The organism is Micromonospora pallida (genome assembly GCF_900090325.1).
GTDB classification, from domain to species: Bacteria; Actinomycetota; Actinomycetes; order Mycobacteriales; family Micromonosporaceae; genus Micromonospora; species Micromonospora pallida.
On sequence record NZ_FMHW01000002.1, the window covers coordinates 4,286,746 to 4,307,452 of the forward strand.

Genomic DNA, 20,707 nt, shown 5'->3' on the forward strand with positions numbered 1-20,707 from the left:
GGGTCGAATGGGTAGATACGGGTCGACGACAACTTTCGTACCCGGAGGACGAGATGGCGAACATGCACAGCACCGCCCGCCCGCGCAGCAACGCCGCCCGGATCTGCACGATCCTGGCGTTCGTCTTCGCCGTGCTCGCGGTCTTCATCTCGCCGCTGCTGTTCGGGGTGGCCGGCGTGGTGCTCGGCATCGTCGGCGCGGTGCTCGGCGACAAGCCGCTCGGCTGGTACGCGGCCGTCGCCAGCGCGGTCGGCGCGGTCCTCGGCGGGCTGCTCGTCGCCGCCCTGCTCAACTGAGCTTCCCGCGCACCCGTTCGTACCCATCGGCCCGCCGGTCTCCGGCGGGCCCTCGCACGTACCGAACCCGAACACCCTCGCCGCCCCCGCTTCGGCTGCTGGGGTGGGGTTCGGGTGGTTGCAGGGGACCCCTCCTACCGCTTTTTGCCGAGGAGGGGTCCCCTGCAACCAACCCAGGCGTGGAGGTACCGAGAGGGCGAGGGCGAGAGGGCGGGGCGAGTAGGGCGGGCGGGGTGGGCTCCGGATCAGTCCTCGGTGCCCCGCAGGGCGGCCAGGGCCTCCTCCAGTTCGTCCGGCTTGACCAGCACGTCGCGGGCCTTGGAGCCCTCGGACGGCCCGACGATGCCCCGGGTCTCCATCAGGTCCATCAGCCGGCCCGCCTTGGCGAAGCCGACCCGCAGCTTGCGTTGGAGCATCGAGGTGGAGCCGAACTGCGAGGTCACCACCAGTTCGATCGCCTGCACCAGCAGGTCGAGGTCGTCACCGATCTCCTCGTCGATCTTCTTCTTACTGTCCTGCGCCGGGGTGAGCACGTCCGGGCGGAACTCCGGCTCGCGCTGGTCCTTGCAGAACTTGACCACGTCGGCGATCTCGCGTTCGGTGACCCACGCGCCCTGGATCCGGACCGGCTTCGACGCGCCCATCGGCAGGAAGAGCCCGTCGCCCCGGCCGAGCAGCTTCTCCGCGCCCGGCTGGTCGAGGATGACCCGCGAGTCCGCGAGGGACGAGGTGGCGAAGGCCAGCCGGGACGGCACGTTTGCCTTGATCAGACCGGTCACCACGTCGACCGACGGGCGCTGGGTGGCCAGCACCAGGTGGATACCGGCGGCCCGGGCGAGCTGGGTGATCCGGACGACCGAGTCCTCCACGTCGCGCGGGGCGACCATCATCAGGTCGGCCAGCTCGTCCACGATCACCAGCAGGTACGGGTACGGCTTCATCTCCCGTTCGCTGCCCGGCGGGGCCTTGATCTCGCCGTTGCGCACCTTGCGGTTGAAGTCGTCGATGTGCCGGACCCCGTTGGCGGCGAGGTCGTCGTAGCGCATGTCCATCTCGCGGACCACCCACTCCAGCGAGTCGGCGGCCTTCTTCGCGTTGGTCACGATCGGGGTGACCAGGTGCGGGATGCCCTCGTAGCTGGTCATCTCGACCCGCTTCGGGTCGATCAGCAGCAGCCGCACCTCGTCCGGGGTGGCCCGGGTCAGGATCGACACCAGCAAGGTGTTGAGGCAGCTCGATTTCCCGGCCCCGGTCGCTCCGGCCACGAGAATGTGCGGCATCTTCGCGAGGTTGGCCACCACGTAGCCACCCTCGATGTCCTTGCCGAGGCCGACCACCATCGGGTGGTGGTCGCTGGTGGCCACCCGGGAGCGCAGCACGTCACCGAGGGACACGTTCTCCGGGTCGGTGTTCGGGATCTCCACCCCGACCGCGCTCTTGCCCGGGATCGGGCTGAGGATCCGGACGTCCGGGGACTTCACCGCGTACGCGATGTTGCGGGAGAGCTGGGTGATCCTTTCGACCTTGACCCCGGGGCCCAGCTCGACCTCGTACCGGGTGACCGTCGGCCCCCGGGTGAAGCCGGTGACCTCGGCGTCCACCCCGAACTGGTCGAACACCCCGGTCAGCGCGGCGATCACCTCGTCGTTGGCCTTGCTCCGGGTCTTCGGCGCCGCGCCGGCGCTGAGCAGGTTGGCCGGGGGCAGGGTGTAGTCCCCGGCCAGCCCGGTGAGCGCGAGCTGCTCGGCCCGGGTGGGGGGCGTGGAGTGCTCCGGTGGCTCGGACCGACGCCGGGCGGCGGGCACCCGGGGCGCGGGCTTGCGGGGCAGCAGCAGGGTTTCCTGGAGGTCGACGTCGTCGGCGTACCCCTCGTCTTCCCTGACCGGGTCGAGCGGCTCGGGCGGCGGCGCGGCCTTGCGGGCCGGGCGGCGGCGGGCCGGCTTCTCGACCGCCTCCGCCGCCTCGGCCTCCTCCTCGGCCGGGGCCGGCGGCACGCCGAGCACCCCACCGGTGAGCAGGCCGAGCCGCTCGGGGATCTTGTTGATCGGAGTCGCGGTGACCACCAGCAGGCCGAAGACCAGCAGCAGGAGCAGCAGCGGTACGGCCACCCAGGCGGTGACCGCCCGCTCCAGCAGCCCGCCGACACCGGCGCCGACCAGGCCACCGGCGTAGTCGCGCTGGACCTGGTCGACCGGGTTCTGTCCGATGTGCAGCACCGCGGCGAAGGCGATGATCATGGAACCCCAGCCGACCAGGCCACGCCCCCGGTGCGCCGGGTCGGCCGGCTCGCGCATCATCCGCCACGCGCCGATGCCCAGCAGCACCGGCACGACGATGGAGATCGCGCCGAGGAAGAGTCGGACGGTGTCCGCCAGCCGGGCCCCGACCGGCCCCGCCCCGGAGAACCAGATCGCCACCGCACTGAGGATCGCGAGCCCGAACAGGAGCAGGCCGGCACCGTCGCGCCGGTGCTCCGGGCCGACCTCGCGGGCGGTGGCGGCCTGCCGGCCCGCGGCCCGGACCGTCCACCCGACACCGTGCGCGAGTCCCATCCAGACGCTGGTGAACGCACGACCCAGGTAGGCGGCCGGCGCGGGGCGGGCCGCCGGGCGGCGGCTCCGGGTGGACGCACGGGTCTTCTTGGCCGGCTGGCGGGCACGACTGTTCGTGGTACCGCGCGGCGACGCGCCGCGTCGCCGGCTCGCCTGAGAGGTACGGCCCGCCATAGAGTCACGGTAACGGCGCGACCCGGGGATTCGCCGCTTTTACCGTCGTGTCCGTGCGTCGTAGCACGCTTTCGGCACTCGGTCGTGATATTTGCCTCAGAAACCTCAGTACGCCTCAGGAACCTCAGAAAGGGGTGCCGGGATGGTGCCGCCGGAGTTCGAGGACGGCCCGTTGGGCGGACACCCGGACGCCCTTCGGCCGCTGACCGGGGAACTGGTCGCGGCGGTGCTGAACACCCGGGGGTACGCCTGCCGGCCGGACGCCGCCGGCCACCTCGTCGGCCGCTGGGGAGAGAGCCTGATCTGGTTCCGCCGGCTGGGCGGGTCCGGCGAGGTGCTTCAGGTACGGACGGTCACCGCGCCGCTGTTCCCGATCGAGCACGTGCCGGAACTGCGGGTCTTCTGCAACGACTGGAACCACGGACGGTACTGGCCGAAGGCGTTTGTCGAGGTCGACGACGACGGGCGGGCCCGGATCTGCGGCGAGGTCATCACCGACCTGGAACGGGGGGTCAGCCCGCACCAGCTCGACCAGCTCCTCGACCGGGGGATCACCGCCGGCTGCCGGCTGGCCGCCGCCGTCACGGAACTGACCGACGGGGCCCGGGCGTGAGCGGGGCCGCCGGGCGGGAGTCCCTCGCCGCAGCCCGGGACCTGCCGGACGACGAGGCGAAGGTGGCCGAGCTGGAACGGATCGCCGCGCACGCGGACGCGGCCGGGGACGTCCGGCTCGGCGTGGACGCCCGGCTCGCGCTGATCGAGACGTACCAGTACCGGGGCGAACGGTGGCGGCTGGCCGAACCCCTGCACCGTTGTCTCGCCGCCGTGGACCGGCAGCCCGCCCTGTTCGACGCCGACGACGCCGCGGCGCTGCTGTGGGGCGGGCGGGCCACCGTCGAGGCGGTGTCCGGCAGCCCCCGGGTCGGGTTGGACCAGGCCCGCGCCCTGCTGGACGACCTCGCCGACCGGCTGGCCGGGACGGCGCCGGGCACGGTCGCCGAGCTGCGCTGCCGGCTCGCCGACCACCTGGGGGACGAGCCGGCCGCCCGAGAGTGGTTCACCCGGTGGCAGGCCGCCGGTCCGGGCCCGGACTGCGCCGGCTGCGTGGCGGTCCGCCAGGCCGAGCTGCTCACCGGCTGGGGCCGGTGGACCGAGGCGGTGCGGCTGCTGGAACCGGTGACCGTCGACCCCGGCGACTGCACCGACCAGCCGGAGGCCGCGCTGGCCGCGCTGCTCCTGCCGTACCTGCGGCTGGGGCGGTACGACGACGCGGGCCGGGCGCACGTACGCGCCTACCGGCGGCACCGGCGGGAGTGGGGCGCCTTCGGGCACCTGCCGGCGCACCTGCTGTTCTGCGCGCTCGGCGGACACCCGGCACGCGGGCTGGAGATCCTAGTCGAGCAGTTGCCCCGACTGACCGGGCCGGTGGACGAGCGGTACGCGATGGAGTTGGCAGCCGCCGGCGCCCTGCTCTGCCGAATCGCTGCCGAGGCGGGCCTGGGCCATCCGGCCGGGCCGGCCGACCCCGCCGGGTTCGTCGGGAGGTCGGGGTTGACGCTCGGCCTGGACCACGCGACCCCGCTTGCCGAGGCGTTCGGGCTGATCCGGGTGTCCCCGCCGGGCGAGGGGCCACGCCTGGCGGCCCTCGGCGCGGAACTACTCGCCGCCGCCACCGACCTCGCCGGACGGTTCGACGCCCGCAACGGCACCGGACACCAGTCCGGCCGGGTCGCCGCCCGGCTGGCCGAGCGGCCGCTGACCACCGCGCCGCCACCGCTGCCCGTCGAGCCGGTGGCCGGGGACGGCGCTCCCGCTGCTCCGCTCGACGCCGCGACCAAGCCGGCGGCGGGCCCGGCCGGTACGCGGTCGTCCGCTTCCCCGCCGGCCACCGCGAACCCGGCCGGCTCTCCGCCAAGCGACGACGGTTCGGTCGGCGCTGGCCCGGCCGACGAGGGCTCGGTCGGCGCTGGCCCGGCCGACGATGGCCCGGCCGACGTGCCGGCCCCGTTGAGCGTGGACATGGTCGTCGCCGCGTTGCGCCGTCGGGGTGACCGGTGCGTCGTCGACCCGGCCGGGCGGGTGGTCGGTCGCTGGGGTGCGGCGGAGATCCGGTTCGAGCGGGTCGGTCAGCGGGCCGAGATCCTGCACACCCGGGTGCTCGCGAACCGCCGGCTGCCGGTCGCCCGGCGCGCCGAGGCGTACGAGTTCGTCAACACCTGGAACCGCGACCGGCTGCTCCCCAAGGCGTACGTGCACGAGGTGTCCGGCGGTGAGCTGGTCCTGGCCGGGGAGGTCACCACCGACCTGGCGCACGGAATCGCGCCGGTGCAGGTGGAGGTGCTGGTCGAGGCAGCGGTCAGCACCGGGACCGCGTACGCCGACGCGGTGGCCGCCCTGCCCTGAGCGGGGCACCTGCCGGGCGCATGTGACCCCGGATGGTCCGGCGGCGCGCCGGACCATCCGGTCAGAACTGCGGAGCGGTCAGACCTCGACCACGGTCGGGACGATCATCGGCCGACGCCGGTACGCGTCGTTGACCCAGCGGCCGACGGTGCGTCGGACGATCTGCTGGAGTTGGTGCGGGTCGGTGATCCCGTCGGTCGCGGCCCGGTTGAGCACCTCGGTGACCAGCGGAACGACCGCGTTGAAGGCCGCCGGGTCCTCGGAGAAGCCCTTGGCCGAGACGGTCGGGCCGCCGACCACCTTGCCGGTGACCGAGTCGACCACCACCGTGCAGGCGATGAAGCCGCCGTCGCCGAGGATGCGCCGCTCGGTCAGCAGCGACTCGCCGACGTCCCCGACGGCGAGCCCGTCGACGTAGACGTACCGGCTCTTGACGTGCCCGACCAGGCTGGCGCGGCCGTCGACCAGGTCGACCACGTCGCCGTCCTCGCAGAGCACCACCCGGTCGGGGGCGACGCCGGACTCGATGCCCAGCCGGGCGTGCGCGCGCAGGTGCCGCCACTCGCCGTGCACCGGCATCAGGTTGCTGGGGCGGACCACGTTGAGCAGGTAGAGCAGCTCACCGGCGGGCGCGTGGCCGGAGACGTGCACCTTGGCGACATCCTTGTGGATCACGGTCGCCCCGGCTCGGGCGAGCCGGTTGATCACCCGGTACACCGAGGTCTCGTTCCCCGGCACCAGCGAGCTGGCCAGCACCACGGTGTCCCCGGGGGCGATGGTGATGTGCCGGTGGTCGCCACTGGCCATCCGGCCGAGCGCGCTCATCGGCTCGCCCTGCGAGCCGGTGGACATCAGCACGATCCGCTCCGGGGGCAGGGCGGTCGCCTCGTCCAGCCCGACCACCAGGCCGGCCGGGATGTTGAGCAGGCCGAGATCCCGGGCGATGCCCATGTTGCGGACCATGGACCGGCCGATCAGGGCGACCTTGCGGTCGTGCTCGGCGGCCGAGTCGAGCACCTGCTGAACCCGGTGCACGTGCGAGGCGAACGAGGCGACGATGATCCGGCCCTTCGCCTTGGCGAAGATCGAGTCGAGGACCGGGCCGATCTCCCGTTCCGGCGTGACGAAACCGGGGATCTCGGCGTTGGTGGAGTCGGAGAGGAGCAGGTCCACTCCCTCGGCGCCGAGCCGGGCGAAGCCGGCCAGGTCGGTGATCCGGCCGTCCAGCGGGAGCTGGTCCATCTTGAAGTCACCGGTGTGCAGCACCAGCCCGGCCGGGGTGCGGATGGCCACCGCGAGCGCGTCCGGGATGGAGTGGTTGACCGCGAAGAACTCGCACTCGAACGGGCCGAGCCGCTCCCGGCCGCCCTCCCGCACGGTCAGCGTGTACGGCTCGATCCGCCGCTCGGCGAGCTTCGCCTCGACCAGGCCGAGGGTGAACTGCGAGCCGACCAGCGGGATGTCCTGCTTGTGGGCGAGCAGGTACGGCACCGCGCCGATGTGGTCCTCGTGCCCGTGGGTGAGCACGATCGCCTGGACGTCGTCGAGCCGGTCCAGGATAGGGGCGAAGTCGGGAAGGATCAGGTCGACGCCGGGCTGCTCCACATCCGGGAAGAGCACGCCGCAGTCGACGACGAGCAGCTTGCCGTCGTACTCGAAGACGGTCATGTTCCGCCCGATGGCGCCGAGCCCGCCGAGCGGGATGATCCGCAGACCCCCCTCCGGAAGCGGCGGGGGAAGGTCCGCCTCGATGTGCGCGTCGGTCACGCGGCCACCTCATTCTGCGGGGCCGGCACGCGGCGCCCGCCGTATCGTCGTGTCAACAGGGTAGGTCCAGGCCCGCCGCCGTGCAGTCGGCGCGGAGCTGGGCGATCTCGTCGGCGGTCGCGTCCACCAGCGGCGGGCGGACCGGCCCGGCCGGCAACCCCGACGCCTCCAGGCCCGCCTTGACCAGGATCGTGCCCTGGGTGCGGAAGATCCCGGTGAACAGCGGCAGCAGCCGGTGGTGCAGCGCGAGGGCGCCGCCGATGTCACCGGCGTCGTACCGCTCGATCATCTGCTTGGTCAGGGCACCCGTGAAGTGGGTGGAGGTGCCGACCACGCCGACCCCGCCGATGGCCAGGGCCGGCAGGGTGAGCGAGTCCTCGCCGCTGTAGACCGCCAGGTCACACCGGCTGGTCACCCAGCTCGTGGCGGTCAGGTCGCCCTTGGCGTCCTTGAGCGCCACGATCCGGCCGTGCTCGGCGAGGCGCACCAGGGTGTCGGTGGCGATGGCCACCCCGGACCGGTGCGGAATGTCGTAGAGCATCACCGGCAGACCGGTGGCGTCCGCCACTGCGGTGAAGTGGCGCAGCACCCCGGCCTGCGGCGGCTTGTTGTAGTACGGCGTCACCACGAGCAGCCCGTTGGCCCCGGCCTTCTCCGCGGCGGCGGCCAGTTCGATGGTGTGCCGGGTGTCGTTGGTGCCGACCCCGGCGACCACCTGGGCCCGGTCACCGACCGCCTCGACGACGGCCCGGATCAGGCGCTCCTTCTCCGAGTCCGTGGTGGTCGGCGACTCACCGGTGGTGCCGTTGACCACCAGCGCGTCGTTGCCCTCGGCGTCGACCAGGTGACTCGCGAGCCGGGCGGCGCCGTCGAGGTCGAGCGAGCCGTCGGAGGTGAACGGCGTCACCATGGCGGTGAGCAGCCGTCCGAAGGGACGCGACCGCGTCCGCTCGGTGGCCGCAGGGTGGTCGTGGTTCATGCTGACAACCTAGCAACCGGCCCGGGCGCCACCGGCGGGGAAGGGCTCGGCGACGCCCGGTGGACGGACACCGGCGCCGACCGACCGGGGGAAGCCGCCCTGCCGTACGCCGGGCCGCGATGCTCGGCGTACGGGCTCAGGAACGCTGCGCGTACGGGCTCAGGAACGCTCGGCGTACGGGCTCGTGGCTACCTCGGTGCCGTCGGGCAGGGCCGAGATGACGAAGTCACCGAAAACGTTCGGCGCGACCCGCTGGAGCTGCCGCAGGCACTCCACGGCCAGCTCGCGGATCTCCACGTCGGCGTGCTCGGTGGCGCGCATCGCCACGAAGTGCCGCCACGCCCGGTAGTTGCCGGTCACCACGATGCGGGTCTCGGTGGCGTTCGGCAGCACCGCCCGGGCCGCCTGCCGGGCCTGCTTGCGGCGCAGCGTCGGGTTGGGCTCGTCGACGAAGCGCTGTTCGAGCCCGGCCAGCAGTTCGTTGTACGCCCGCACACTGGCCTCGGCTGCCTCGACGAAGCGCTTGTGCAGCTCCGGGTCCTCGGCGATCGCCCGGGGCGCGACCATCGCCGCGTCCCGCTCCGGCACGTACCGCTGGGAGAGCTGGGAGTACGAGAAGTGGCGGTGCCGGACCAGCTCGTGGGTGAAGGACCGGGAGACCCCGGAGAAGTAGAAGCTCACCGAGCCGTGCTCGAGCACCGACAGGTGGCCGACCTCGAGGATGTGCGCCAGGTAGCCGGCGTTGGTGGCGGTGGCCGGGTTCGGCTTGCCCCAACTCTGGTAGCAGGCCCGGCCGGCGAACTCGGCGAGGGCCTGGCCGCCGTCGGCGTCGGTCGACCACGGCACGTCGTCGGGGGCCTCGAAGTTGGTCCACGCGACGAGCTTGACCTGGGGTTGCACCATCTCCGGCATTCCTCGGACTGTAGCGGCCCGCGCCGGCCCGGCTGAACCCGGCCCACCGGCGCGGTACCTGCGGGTTCGTCGCCGGGCGGTCAGACGTAGAGCGAGGTGAACGGCGCCCAGGGCAGGTTCCGGGCCACCGAGAAGAACAGCCAGGCGGCCAGGAAACCACCGATCATCTTCGGGCTGATCCGCAGCTCCGGCAGCTTCCAGCCGAACGCCTGCTTCGTCCCCCAGGCGACGAAGAGGTACGCCAGGAAGGGCACGGCGAAGACGAAGAGGAAGTGGTGCCGGGCGGCGGCCGGCAGGTCGGCGTGGAGCACGTACCACAGTGCGCGGGTGCCGCCGCAGCCCGGACAGTCCAGCCCGGTGGTGAGCTTCAGCAGACAGCTGGGCAGGGCGTCGGGCGCGGCCCGGGTCGGGTCGCTGATCAGGGCGTACGCCACGCCGGCGCCGACGCAGCCGAGGGCGGCCAGCGGCACCGCCCAGCGGGGCGCGCGGTCGTAGAGACCGACCACGAAGCGGGTGAACCGGTCCGGCTCGGCGACCTGGACCGCACCCGCCGGCCAGTGCGGGTACGGGTGCCCGTCAGGCCCGGGCGGGGGTGGGGTGGTCGGTGGGCTCGGCGGGGCCGGCTGGGCGGCCGGTCCGTCAACGCTCGTCACGTGCTCACGGTACACCGGCGGTGCCGGCCAGCGCGGCGGCGAGCGGCCCGGCCAGATCCCCGCCGGCCGGCGGGGCCACCGCGTCGAGCCCGAGCCAGCCGGCCAGCCGGTACAGCTCGGCGGCGAGGGCGAGCGCGGTCTCACCGACGTCGATACCGGGTTCGGCCCAGGCCGCCGGCACCAGCAGCACCTTCGCCTTCCGGTCGGCCTTCAGGTCGACCCGGGCGGTGAACCGGTCCCCCTGGAGGAAGGGCAACACGTAGTAGCCGTACACCCGCTTCGGCGCGGGCACGTAGATCTCGATGCGGTAGGTGAAGCCGAACAGCCGCTCGGCGCGGGCCCGCTCCCACACCACCGGGTCGAAGGGGCTGACCAGGGTGTTCGTCCGGATCCACCGGGGCAGCCGGGCCTGTGCGTGCAGGTACGCCGGCTGTCGCCAGCCCTGGACGGCGACCGGGGTCAGCTCCCCCGCCTCGACCAGCTCGGCCACCGCCTGCCGGACGGCGCCCGCCGGCTGCCGGAAGTAGTCGCGCAGCTCCGGCTCCGCGGCCACCCCGAGGCAGCGGGCCGCGGCCGCGACCAGCGTGCGGTGGGCCTCCGCGTCGGTGGGGGTCGGCGCGGCGAGCACCTCGGCGGGGAGCACCCGCTCGGGCAGGTCGTACCGGCGGGCGAAACCGTTCGTGCGGTCGGCAGCGGTGACCTCGCCGGCCCAGAAGAGGTACTCCAGGGCCTGCTTCACCACCGACCAGTTCCACCCCCAGTTGCCGGTCTCCCGGGGCGCGTCGTGCTCGATCTCGGCGGCGGTGAGCGGCCCCCGGGCGGCGACCTCGTCCCGGACCCAGGCGACCAGCTCCGGCTGCTCCCGCACGATCCGCCGCATGCCGCCCCAGGCCTTCTCCTCGGCCAGGGCCATCCGCCAGCGCAGCACCGGGTGCAGGGTCACCGGCACCAGGGACGCCTCGTGCCCCCAGTACTCGACGAGGTCCCGTGGTGCCCGGTAGGCGGCCCGGTCGAGCAGCTCGGTCGGGTACGGCCCGAGCCGGCTGTAGAGCGGCAGGTAGTGCGCCCGTTGCAGGACGTTGACCGAGTCCATCTGGATCAGCCCGACCCGGTCGAGCACCCGACGCAGGTGCCGCCGGGTGGGCACGCCGGTGGGCGTGGGGTCGGCGAAGCCCTGGGCGGCCAGCGCCACCCGCCGGGCCTGGGCGAGGGAGAGCGATTCCGGTGCGACCATCGCCGGGCACCCTAACCGAGCCGTACGACACGCACCGAAAGGCCTCGACTCGACACCCGGCACGGCATAGAACTGTCAGATGCTCACCATCCGTCGGGAGGAACCCGGCGACGCCGAGGCGGTCGCCCACGTACACGTACGCAGTTGGCAGGCCGGCTACGCCGGGATCATGCCGGCGGAGGTGCTGGACCGGCTCAACGTCGTCGCCTGGGCGCAACGGCGACGGGACATGGCCACCGCCGACCCGGCGAACCCGTTCACCACGCTCGTCGCCGAGGCCGAGGGGCGGGTGACCGGATTCGCCACCTTCGGTCCGTACCGGATCAACCAGAGCCGGGCGGAGCTGGACGAGACCCGCGGCGAGGTCGTCGGGCTGTACGTCGACCCCGCCTGCTGGGGAGACGGGACGGCGGGCGCGCTGCTCACGGCGGCCCGGGCCGGGTTGGCCGACCGGGGGTGGACGACGTACCGGGTCTGGGTGCTCGCCGACAACGCGCGGGCCCACCGGTTCTACACGCGGGCCGGGTTGTCACCGGACGGCGAGGAGTCGACCTATCCGGTGCCGCTGTCCGGTGGACGCGCCCCGCTCGCCCTTGCCGAGCTGCGGTACGTCGGCCGGGTCGACGGCGACTGAGTCGGCCGTCGGGCTGGCCGTCGAGTCGGGCGTCGGGGTCGGTGCGGGCCGGCGGATCGGCAGGGCCAGCAGGAGCGCGAGGCTGATCCAGACGTAGAAGTTGCTGAACACGAAGCCGTCCACGCCGTCGAAGCCGCGCTCCCAGTGCCAGACCAGCCGGCTGATCAGCACGAGGTAGGCGACGGCGGCGAAGGCGAGCAGGCCACGGCGGCGACGACCGCCGGCCGGCGCGGCCATCGCGTTGTCGACCAGCAGGATCAGCGCCGGGATCAGCCAGACCAGGTGGTGCACCCAGGTCACCGGGCTGACCAGGCACATCACCACGCCGGTCAGGGCGAAGCCGGTCGGCTCGTCGCCGGCAGCCACCGCCGCCCGGCTCCGGCGGGCCCAGACCAGCACGGTGCCGGCGACCAGCAGCAGCCAGAGCAGGGTGCTGGGGTGCCCCGGGTCCAGCCGGGCCACCACGCCCTGCAACGACTGGTTGGAGATGAACGCCAGCTCGCCGACCCGGTCGGTGTTCCAGAACGCCTGGGTCCAGTACTCGCGGGAGGCGTCCGGGAAGAGCGCGGCGGCCAGCAGGGTCGCCCCGCCGGCCACGGCCGTCGCGGTGGCCGCCGCCCGCCAGCGCCCGGTGACCAGCAGGTAGACCAGGAAGATGCCGGGGGTCAGCTTGATCGCGGTGGCCAGGCCGATGCCCACGCCAAGCCAGCGGCTGCCGCGCGGGGCGAGCCAGAGCAGGTCCACCGCGACCAGGAAGAGCAGCAGCATGTTGACCTGGCCGAAGTTGACCGTCTCCCGCATCGGCTCGAAGGCGGCGGCCAGGCAGAGCGCCACGGCCAGGGTGAACCAGCGGGTCCATCCGGCCCGGACCGCGACCGGGTCGAGCAGCCACCAGATCACCACGGCGCTGGCGAGCACGCTCAGCGTCACGCTGACCAGGATCGCCACATGCCAGGACAGGTACGCCATCGGCAGCATGACCAGGGCAGCGAACGGCGGGTACGTGAAGCCGTACTTGCTGCGGGGCTTGAGGTAGTCGTAGATCTCGCCGCCGTCGTGCACCCAGTACGTCAGCGCCCCGTGGTACACCTCGAGGTCGAAGAAGCCGTGCCGTTCGGCTGCTACGGAGAGGAACCACGCCACCACCGCGGCGAGCACGACGACCAAGCCGACCTGCCCGAGCGTCCGTCTGGCCCCCTGGGGCACCGTCGCCTCCCTCGCCCTGCGTAGGCTTTCGTCCCATGGCTCTGGGCTACGTCCGCCCGGCGCGTCCGGAGGACGCCGGCGAGATCGCACGCATTCAACTCGCGACCTGGCGGGTCGCCTACCGGCGAATCCTGCCACGGCACGTGCTGGACAACCTGGACGAGGGGTACCTCGCCCGACAGTGGACCGCGGCGGTGCAGGAGCCGCCGTCGCCCGCCCACCGGGTGCTGGTCGCCGTCGAGCAGGCCGAGTCATCGTATCTGGTGGGGTTCACCGCGTCCGGTCCGGCCGACGCGGAGGCCCTCGCGCCGGAGGAGCCGGCCGAGTCGCTCGGCGCGGAGGTCGCGGCCGTGACCGACCTGCTGGTCGAGCCGCGCTGGGGCCGACGCGGGCACGGTAGCCGGCTGCTCGCGGCAGCGGTCGACCACTGGCGGACCGACGGCTTCACCCGGGCGGTGGCCTGGGCCTTCGACGGGGACGCGGCGACCCGGAAGTTCCTCACCGGCACCGGCTGGGAGCCGGACGGGGCGGCACGGGCGCTGGACGTCGACGACATGCTCGTCCCCCAGCTCCGCCTGCACGTGGCGGTGCCGACGGAGCCGGCGCAGGGTTGACGGGTCACCGCGCCGGGTACGCCGCCCGGGACGTGCCCGTCACGCGTACGACGTCGGGACGCTCCCGGCGCCGTTAAGCACCTGTACGGCGGAGCACGGCGGAACGGAGACGACATGTTCAGGGACACGAAAGCGTTCAGTGGGTTCTCGGTCGACGACACCGACCGCGCCCGCGAGTTCTACGAGCACACCCTCGGCCTGCGGGTGTCGCAGACCGGGGGCGCGGGCGGGCTGCTGACGCTGCACCTCGCCGGAGACCGGGACGTCCTGGTCTACCCCAAGCCGGACCACGTCCCGGCCACCTTCACGGTGCTCAACTTCCCGGTCGACGACGTGGACCGGGCGGTCGACGAGCTGACCGCGAAGGGGGTGCGGCTCGCCCGCTACCCGGGGCTGCCGCAGGACGACAAGGGGGTCATGCGCGGCAACGGGCCCACGATCGCCTGGTTCACCGACCCGGCCGGCAACATCATGTCGGTCATCGAGCAGTAGCCCGTCCGGTGGTGGTTCCCACCCACGGGCGGGAACCACCACCGCTGCTCAGCCCTTGTCCGCGCCGTCGTTGGCGTCCCGGACGAAGTAGCGCTGGAAGACCACGAAGATGATCGCCACCGGGATGGTGGCCAGCAGCGCCGCGCCCAGCTTGAGCGGGTACTGGGTGCCCGAGCCGAGCGATCCGCTGACCAGGTCGGCCAGCCCCCGGGGCAGGGTGAACAGGGCCGGGTCCTGCACGGCGACCAGGCTGTGCGGAAACTCGTTCCAGGAGCCCTGGAAGGAGAGGATGGTCACCGTGATCAGGGCCGGCTTCGCCATCGGCAGCACCACGGACCAGAAGGTCCGGAACGCCCCGGCCCCGTCGATGCGAGCCGCCTCCTCCACGCTGACCGGGATCGACTCGAAGAACTGCTTCATGATGAAGACCCCGGCCGCGTCGACGAGCAGCGGCACCACCAGCGCGGCGTAGCTGTCGTACATGCCGAGCTGGTTGAGCACCAGGAACTTCGGGATCAGCAGCACCACGCCGGGCACCGCCATGATCGCGATGACCGCCGCGAACAGCCCGGCCCGGCCCCGGAACCGCAGCCGGGCCAGGGCGTACCCGGCGAGCGAGGCGAAGAACACCCGGCCGATGGTGACCAGCACGGTGACCAGCACCGAGTTGCCCATCCAGAGCGGAAAGTCGGTCCCCTCGAAGATCCGCTGGAATCCGTTCAGGTCGACCGGGTCGGGCACCGGGGAGAGCGGGTTCGCCGCCGCGTCCGGCTCGGTCTTCAACGAGCTGGCGATCTGGATCACGAACGGGTAGAGGAACACCAGCCCGAAGAAGACCAGGATGGCGTACCCGAGGAAGGTCGTCGCCAGGCGGCGCGCGCCGTCGGGACGACGGCCGGGGCCGGCGGGGGCCGGCGGAGCATCCGCCGGTCCGGTCACCAGGGCCATGTCAGGATCCTCCCGGTACGCGCCGACGCCGCCACGACCGCCGCCCGGCCCGGTCCCGGTCCCGGTCCCGGTCCCGCATCAGCCAACGCTGACCGAGGGTCAGCACGATGATGATCAGGAACAGGACGAACGAGATGGCCGCTCCGGAGCCGTACTCGAAGTTCCGGAACGCGGTCCGGTACGACAGGTAGGCCGGGGTGAGCGTGGTCTTGGCCGGGTCGCCCTGGCTCATCACGTACACCTGGTCGAAGACCTGCCAGGTGCCGATCAGACCGAGGGTGACCACCAGGAACGTGGTCGGCCTGAGCAGCGGCAGGGTGACGTACCGGAACCGTTGCCAGCGGCTCGCCCCGTCCAGGGTGCTCGCCTCCTCCAGGGCCACCGGCACGTTCTGCAACGCGGCCAGGTACATCAGCATGAACGTGCCGGAGGTGGTCCAGACCACCAGCGTGATGATCGAGACCATCGCCACGCTGGGGCCGGCGAGCCAGTCCCACCAGGTCAGGCCGAACGGACCGCCGCTGGTCAGGGCAGCCGGTGGCTGGTCGACGCCGACCGTGCCGAGCAGGATGTGCAGCACCCCCCGGGCGTCGGCGAACCACTGCGGCCCGTCGATGCCGAACGCGCCGAGCAGCGCGTTGATGGCGCCCGAGTTGGCGAACAGGAAGAGGAACACCACGCTGATCGCCACCGAGCTGGTGACCGAGGGGAAGTAGAACGCCGACCGGAAGAACGCCCTGCCCCGCAGCATCCGGTTGTTCACGATCAGGGCGAGGCCGAGCGCCAGTACGGTCTGCGCCGGCACCACGATCGCCACGTAGTAGAGGTTGTTCCGGATGCTGGTCATGAAGTCCCGGCGGGCCAGCCCCTCTTCGGTGAACAGCCGGGTGTAGTTGTCGGCGCCCACGAAGGGCACCCCGGACTGGAACGGGCTGCCCTGGCCGTTCCAGCCGGTCAGGCTCACCCAGAACGCCATCAGGATCGGCAGCAGCATGAACAGCCCGAGGATCACCACGACGGGGGCCACGAAGATCCAGCCCGCCAGGTTCTCGTTGCCGCGTACGCCGCCGCGACGCCGCCTGCCGGGCGGCGTGGCCGACGGGGTGGCCGGCGCGGCCAGCGCGTCGATCGCCATCTTTCCTCCCTCCGGGGCGGTGGTTGCGACGGTGCGGTGCGCGTTGTGCTGGTGCGCGTTGTGCTGGTGCGGCGGTAGGGGTTGTGCTGGTAGCAGGGGTCCCCTGCTCATCAAAATGCGGTAACAGGGGACCCCTGCTACCACCTCAGCTGCCGCCGAGCGCCGCCTTGGCGTTCTGGTCGAAGCGGGCGAGGATCGCCTTCGGGTCACCCGTGGCGAGGGTGTTCAGGCTGGTGTCCAGGTCCTTCAGGACGCTGTCCATCTTGGGGGCGTTCACCGGCCCCTGGGCGTACTCGGCACCGTCGATGAACGGCTTGTCGGCCGGGAACTGCTGGGTGTACTGGTCCCGGACCGACTGCCGGGACGGCATCACGCCGAACGCCTTGGCGAAGGTCATCTGCTGCTCGCCGGCGGTCATCGCCTCGACGAACTTGATCGCCTGCTCCTTGTGCGCGCTCTTCGCGGCGATGCCCCAGCAGTTGGTGAAGGAGAGGGTGCCCTGCCCCTTCGGCCCGGCCGGCAGCGGGACGACCTTGTACTTGACGTTCGGGAAGTCGTTCTGGAGGGCACCCTTGATCCAGTTGCCCTCGATGGTCATCACTGCCTTGCCCTTGCCGAACGCCTCGCCACCCCAGCCGGCGTCGAGCTGCTTCGGGTAGCGGGCCAGCCCCTCGGCGAGCAGCGTCTTGACGTAGGTCAGGGCCTGCACGTTCTCCGGGGTGTCCCCGGTGGCCTGCTTGCCGTCCTCGCTGGTCAGCCAGCCGCCGGCCTGGACCATGAAGGCACCGAGCCGGTCCCGGGTGTCGGCGATCGCCAGCGGCACCTGCCCGGCCGCCTTGAGCTTGCGGGCGGTGGCGGTGAGCTGGTCCCAGGTGGTCGGGACGTCGGCGTCGGTGAGGCCGGCCTTCGTCCAGAGGTCGGTGTTGATCTGGAGGGCGAGGGTGGAGAAGTCCTTCGGCGCGCAGTAGAACTTGCCGTCGTAGGTGAACGTCTGCCGCAGGCTCTCGTAGAAGTCGCCGGAGTTGCTGATCTTGTCGCCGTACGGTTCGAGCGCGCCGACGCTGGCGTAGTCGGCGAAGCGGCTGGCGTCGACGTAGAAGACGTCCGGCGGACTGCCGCCGGCGAGCGCCTGCCCGAGCTGCTGGGTGAGGTCCTGGGCGGGGGTAACCGTGGCGGTGTTGCCGGACTCGCTGGCCCACTTCGCCGCGGCCTCCTGCACCGCCTTGGTCTCCGCCTCACCGGAGGAGCCGATCAGGATCTCCAGCTTCGCCGGTCCGCTGGACTGGGTGGCCTCGTCGCCGGAGTCGTCGAAGCCGCTGCCGCAGGCAGCCGAGCCGAACAGGGCGACGGCGGCGAGGCCAGCCACCGCCGCGCGGCGGATCGTTCGAGGGGCCATCTCATCTCTCCTGGTGGGGGTGCGGTCGGGGGAAGGGGTTGGTCAGGCGGTCTGCCGGAGCACCAGCCGGGGCTTCAGCAGCGCCTGGGGATGGGTCTGTCGGGGCGTGTCGCCGAGCCGGCCGGTCAGCAGTTCCACGCAGCGCACCGCGGCCTGGTGCAGGGGCTGGCAGACGCTGGTCAGCCCGACCGCAGCGGCCACCGGGGTGTCGTCGAATCCGATCACCGGGACGGCGGGGTCGGCGGCGCGGACGGCCTGGAGGGCACCGAGGGCCAGCGAGTCGCTGGCGCAGACCAGGGCGGTCGGCGGCTGGGGCGCGTCGAGCAGGTCACGGGCGACCCGCTCGCCCTCGCCGATGCCGTCCTCGGTCTGCCGGTCCAGGTCGGTGGGGTCGACCCCGGCCGCCCGCAGGGTGTGTTCCCAGCCGAGCCGCCGGTCGTCGCCCACCCCGGAGCCGACGGGCCAGCCGACGAAGCCGATCCGCCGGTGGCCGAGGGCGAGCAGCCGCCGGGTGGCCTGGGCGGTGCCGTCGGCACCGTCCACATCGACCCACGGGTGGACGGTCGGGTCGTCCCAGGGGCGGCCGAAGGTCACGAAGGGCACGTCCCGGGCGGTGAGCCAGGCGGTACGCGGGTCGCCCCGCTTGGTGCCGGTGAGCACGAACGCATCGAGGTCGTACGCGCCGAGCAGGTCGTCGTACTCCCGGATCTCCCGCGTGTCGTCGGCGGCGGTGTAGAGCATCACCCGGTAGCCGGCGGTGCCCGCGGTCTCGGAGAGGCCGTGCAGGAAGCGGTCGAGCACGGAGCCGTTGATGCCGTCCCGGGTGGGTTCGATGCGGACGGCGATCAGCCGGGACCGGCCGGTCCGCATCTGCCGGGCGGCCTGGTTGGTCCGGTAGCCGAGGGCGTCGATCGCCTCCTGCACCCGCTGGCGGGTCTCCTCGCGCACGACGTGCGGGGAGTTGAGCACGTTGGAGACCGTCTGACGGCTGACCCCGGCCTGCCGGGCCACCGTCGCGATGGTCACCTTCTGTGCCACGAAATCCCTCTCGCCGTCTTGAACGATCCAATCGAAATAAGGCAGGATTGGATCGTTCAAGTTTCCAGAATGTTTCGCAGCTTGCACCCCCCGGAACGATCTGTCAAGAGACCCGCGTTCCCCCTGACGACCTGGAGTTCCACTGTGACCGAACGGCACCTGCAACCCCTGCTGCACGAGCTGGTCGGCGTCGTCCTCGCCCCCACCAGCGCCCTCGGCGACGCGGCCGGGCAGATCCAACCGGTCGGCGTGCAGGGCGTCTTCCACGCCGACGCCCGGGTGCTCTCCCGGGCCGAGCTGCGCGTCGACGACCGGGAGCCGGAGGGGCTGGCCGCCGGCCCGGACGGCCCGCACGGCGCCCGCTTCGTCGGCGTCGCCCGCTGGCTCGGCGACCCGCAACCCGATCCCACCGTCCGCGTCGACCGGCTGCGCCGGGTCACCCCCGACGGCCTGACCGAGGAACTGCACGTGGTCTCCACCGCCTCGGTTCCGGTCCGGGCCACGGTCAGCATCGACCTCGGCTGCGACCTGGCCCCGATCGAGGTGGTCAAGTCCGGCGGCGGACGGCCCGCCCTGCCGGCCCACCCCGGACCGGACGGCGGATTCGGCTGGACGGCCGGCGGGGTCACCGTCACGGTGCACGCCGAGGGCGCGACCGCGTACGTCGACGACGAGCGTGCCACCGCACCCCGGCTCGCCTGGCCGGTCGACCTGCCCGCCGGTGGCGGCAGCACCGTGCTGCGCTGGCGGCTGACCGTCACCGACCCCCGGGCCGTCGTGGTGACCCCGGCGGACGGCCCCGACTGGGGTCGACCCGAGGTACGCGCCGACGATCGCCGCCTGGCCCGGCTGCTCGACCGCTCCCTGGCCGACCTACGCGCGCTGCGCCTGGCCGACCCCGCCCACCCGGAGGACGTCTTCCTCGGCGCGGGCGTGCCCTGGTACCTCACCCTGTTCGGCCGGGACAGCCTCTGGGCGGCCCGGATGATGCTGCCCCTCGGCACCGGGCTGGCCGCCAGCACACTGCGGGTGCTCGCCCGCAGGCAGGGCACCCGGGTCGATCCGGCCACCGGCGAGGCGCCCGGCAAGATCCTGCACGAGCTGCGCCGGCACGATTTCGCCCTCTCCGGCGAACTGCCGCTGCCACCGGTCTACTACGGCACGGTCGACGCCACCATGCTCTGGGTCAACCTGCTGCACGACGCCTGGCGCTGGGGACTCGCGGCCGACCAGGTCGAGCCGCTGCTGCCGCACATGGAGGCCGCGCTGGGCTGGCTCGGTGAGCACGCCGACGCCGACGGCGACGGGCTCATCGAGTACGTCGACACCACCGGCCACGGCCTGGCCAACCAGGGCTGGAAGGACTCCGGCGACTCGGTGCGCTTCGCCGACGGCACGATCGCGCAGGCGCCGATCGTGCTGGCCGAGGTGCAGGGGTACGCATACGAGGCGGCGATGAACGGGGCGGCCCTGCTCGACGCGTTCGACCGCCCCGGCGGGGACGCCTGGCGGGAGTACGCGCACCGGCTCGCCGAGCGGTTCCGCGCCACCTTCTGGGTGGACGGCCGGCACGGCCCGCAGCCCGCCCTCGCCCTGGACCGGGACAAGCGCCCGGTCGACTCGCTGACCAGCAACATCGGTCACCTGCTCGGCACCGGCCTGCTCGACGACGCCGAGTCCGCCCAGGTGGCGAAGCTGCTCGCCACCGAGGAGATGAGCGGCGGCTTCGGGCTGCGCACCATGTCCCGGGAGGACGGCGGGTTCAGTCCGTTGTCGTACCACTGCGGCTCGGTCTGGACCCACGACACCGCGATCGTGCTCGGCGGGCTGGCCCGGGCCGGGTTCCACGACGCCGCCCGGACCCTCGCCGAGGGGCTGCTCCGCACCGCCGAGGCGTTCGACTACCGGCTGCCGGAGCTGTTCGGCGGCGACGACCGGGACGCGCTGGGCCGGCCGGTGCCGTACCCGGCGGCCTGCCGCCCGCAGGCGTGGTCGGCGGCGAGCGCGGTGCTCCTCGTCCAGGCCGCGGTCGGTCTCTACCCGGACGTTCCCAACGGGCTGGTGGCGCTGCGCCCGCTCGCCGGCCCCGAACTGGGCGCCGTCGCGGTGAGCGGTCTACGGATCGCCGGCACCCCCGTCGACGTGGCCGTCACCAGCTACGGCGAGGTCAGCCTGACCAACGCCCCCGCCGGCCTGGCCCCGGGGCACCTGCCCACCGTGCCCGCCCCGCGCAAGGACACCGAGGCCCTGCCGTTCCGCTGACCAGGAGGTTGG

At 72.8% G+C, this 20,707-nt stretch carries 18 protein-coding genes; 7 read left to right on the forward strand and 11 right to left on the reverse strand.

The window, feature by feature from the left end:
• The first annotated feature begins 53 nt into the window (after positions 1–53).
• A complete protein-coding gene (locus tag GA0074692_RS17505) occupies positions 54–296 on the forward strand; it encodes a hypothetical protein (RefSeq protein WP_091645977.1) in 243 nt (80 codons plus the stop codon).
• Positions 297–541: 245 nt separating this feature from the next.
• On the opposite strand, the gene GA0074692_RS17510 is transcribed toward GA0074692_RS17505, so the two are convergent.
• The gene (locus GA0074692_RS17510; RefSeq protein WP_091645978.1) at positions 542–3,022 is read right to left on the reverse strand and encodes a DNA translocase FtsK; all 2,481 of its coding nucleotides are present in this window, start codon (positions 3,020–3,022) and stop codon (positions 542–544) included.
• Between the two features lie 142 nt (positions 3,023–3,164).
• Between GA0074692_RS17510 and GA0074692_RS17515 the strand changes: the two genes are divergently transcribed.
• Both GA0074692_RS17515 and GA0074692_RS36060 read left to right on the forward strand, forming a co-directional pair.
• Positions 3,165–3,635 carry a type III secretion system chaperone family protein gene (locus GA0074692_RS17515; protein WP_091645981.1) on the forward strand — a complete coding sequence of 157 codons (471 nt, stop codon included), beginning with the start codon at positions 3,165–3,167 and terminating at the stop codon, positions 3,633–3,635.
• The gene (locus GA0074692_RS36060; RefSeq protein WP_245730346.1) at positions 3,632–5,425 is read left to right on the forward strand and encodes a type III secretion system chaperone family protein; all 1,794 of its coding nucleotides are present in this window, start codon (positions 3,632–3,634) and stop codon (positions 5,423–5,425) included. Before GA0074692_RS17515 ends, GA0074692_RS36060 begins: the two co-directional genes overlap by 4 nt.
• 78 nt (positions 5,426–5,503) lie before the next feature.
• Here GA0074692_RS36060 and GA0074692_RS17525 read toward each other — a convergent pair whose 3' ends face one another.
• The 5 genes from GA0074692_RS17525 to GA0074692_RS17545 form a co-directional block, all read right to left on the reverse strand.
• Complete coding sequence (locus tag GA0074692_RS17525; RefSeq protein ID WP_091645983.1) at positions 5,504–7,192, reverse strand: ribonuclease J; 1,689 nt, start codon at positions 7,190–7,192, stop codon at positions 5,504–5,506.
• Between the two features lie 52 nt (positions 7,193–7,244).
• Positions 7,245–8,171 (reverse strand): 4-hydroxy-tetrahydrodipicolinate synthase, encoded by a 927-nt coding sequence (dapA, locus tag GA0074692_RS17530; RefSeq protein ID WP_091645986.1) that lies wholly within the window; start codon positions 8,169–8,171, stop codon positions 7,245–7,247.
• 159 nt (positions 8,172–8,330) lie between these two features.
• Positions 8,331–9,074: an FAD-dependent thymidylate synthase gene (thyX, locus tag GA0074692_RS17535; RefSeq protein ID WP_091645988.1), complete on the reverse strand. Its 744-nt coding sequence runs from the start codon at positions 9,072–9,074 to the stop codon at positions 8,331–8,333.
• 89 nt (positions 9,075–9,163) lie between these two features.
• Entirely contained in the window at positions 9,164–9,751 is a 588-nt protein-coding gene (locus GA0074692_RS17540) for a DUF2752 domain-containing protein (protein WP_091645990.1), read from the reverse strand.
• Positions 9,741–10,970: a winged helix-turn-helix domain-containing protein gene (locus GA0074692_RS17545; protein ID WP_091645992.1), complete on the reverse strand. Its 1,230-nt coding sequence runs from the start codon at positions 10,968–10,970 to the stop codon at positions 9,741–9,743. Before GA0074692_RS17545 ends, GA0074692_RS17540 begins: the two co-directional genes overlap by 11 nt.
• A 79-nt stretch (positions 10,971–11,049) precedes the next feature.
• Here GA0074692_RS17545 and GA0074692_RS17550 point away from each other — a divergent pair, with 79 nt between their 5' ends.
• Positions 11,050–11,604, forward strand: coding sequence for a GNAT family N-acetyltransferase (locus GA0074692_RS17550; RefSeq protein ID WP_091645995.1), 555 nt, complete (start codon positions 11,050–11,052; stop codon positions 11,602–11,604).
• Here the strand turns inward: GA0074692_RS17550 and GA0074692_RS17555 are convergent.
• Positions 11,500–12,810, reverse strand: a complete 1,311-nt coding sequence (locus GA0074692_RS17555; protein WP_091645997.1) for a glycosyltransferase family 87 protein — start codon at positions 12,808–12,810, stop codon at positions 11,500–11,502. The two genes, GA0074692_RS17550 and GA0074692_RS17555, sit on opposite strands and share 105 nt — an antisense overlap.
• Before the next feature lie 35 nt (positions 12,811–12,845).
• Here GA0074692_RS17555 and GA0074692_RS17560 point away from each other — a divergent pair, with 35 nt between their 5' ends.
• The gene (locus tag GA0074692_RS17560; RefSeq protein WP_091646000.1) at positions 12,846–13,424 is read left to right on the forward strand and encodes a GNAT family N-acetyltransferase; all 579 of its coding nucleotides are present in this window, start codon (positions 12,846–12,848) and stop codon (positions 13,422–13,424) included.
• A 114-nt stretch (positions 13,425–13,538) separates the two neighbouring features.
• A complete protein-coding gene (locus tag GA0074692_RS17565; protein ID WP_091646002.1) occupies positions 13,539–13,916 on the forward strand; it encodes a VOC family protein in 378 nt (125 codons plus the stop codon).
• A gap of 48 nt (positions 13,917–13,964) precedes the next feature.
• On the opposite strand, the gene GA0074692_RS17570 is transcribed toward GA0074692_RS17565, so the two are convergent.
• The 4 genes from GA0074692_RS17570 to GA0074692_RS17585 are packed head-to-tail and all read right to left on the reverse strand — an operon-like array spanning position 13,965 to position 18,433.
• Complete coding sequence (locus GA0074692_RS17570) at positions 13,965–14,864, reverse strand: carbohydrate ABC transporter permease (protein WP_091646004.1); 900 nt, start codon at positions 14,862–14,864, stop codon at positions 13,965–13,967.
• Between the two features lies 1 nt (position 14,865).
• Entirely contained in the window at positions 14,866–16,110 is a 1,245-nt protein-coding gene (locus GA0074692_RS17575) for a carbohydrate ABC transporter permease (RefSeq protein ID WP_245730348.1), read from the reverse strand.
• Positions 16,111–16,144: 34 nt separating this feature from the next.
• On the reverse strand, positions 16,145–17,395 hold the full coding sequence (locus tag GA0074692_RS17580; RefSeq protein WP_091646010.1) for a sugar ABC transporter substrate-binding protein: 1,251 nt from the start codon (positions 17,393–17,395) through the stop codon (positions 16,145–16,147).
• Between the two features lie 42 nt (positions 17,396–17,437).
• On the reverse strand, positions 17,438–18,433 hold the full coding sequence (locus tag GA0074692_RS17585; protein ID WP_091646012.1) for a LacI family DNA-binding transcriptional regulator: 996 nt from the start codon (positions 18,431–18,433) through the stop codon (positions 17,438–17,440).
• Positions 18,434–18,577: 144 nt separating this feature from the next.
• Here GA0074692_RS17585 and GA0074692_RS17590 point away from each other — a divergent pair, with 144 nt between their 5' ends.
• Positions 18,578–20,695 (forward strand): amylo-alpha-1,6-glucosidase, encoded by a 2,118-nt coding sequence (locus GA0074692_RS17590; RefSeq protein WP_091646015.1) that lies wholly within the window; start codon positions 18,578–18,580, stop codon positions 20,693–20,695.
• Positions 20,696–20,707 lie beyond the last annotated feature (12 nt).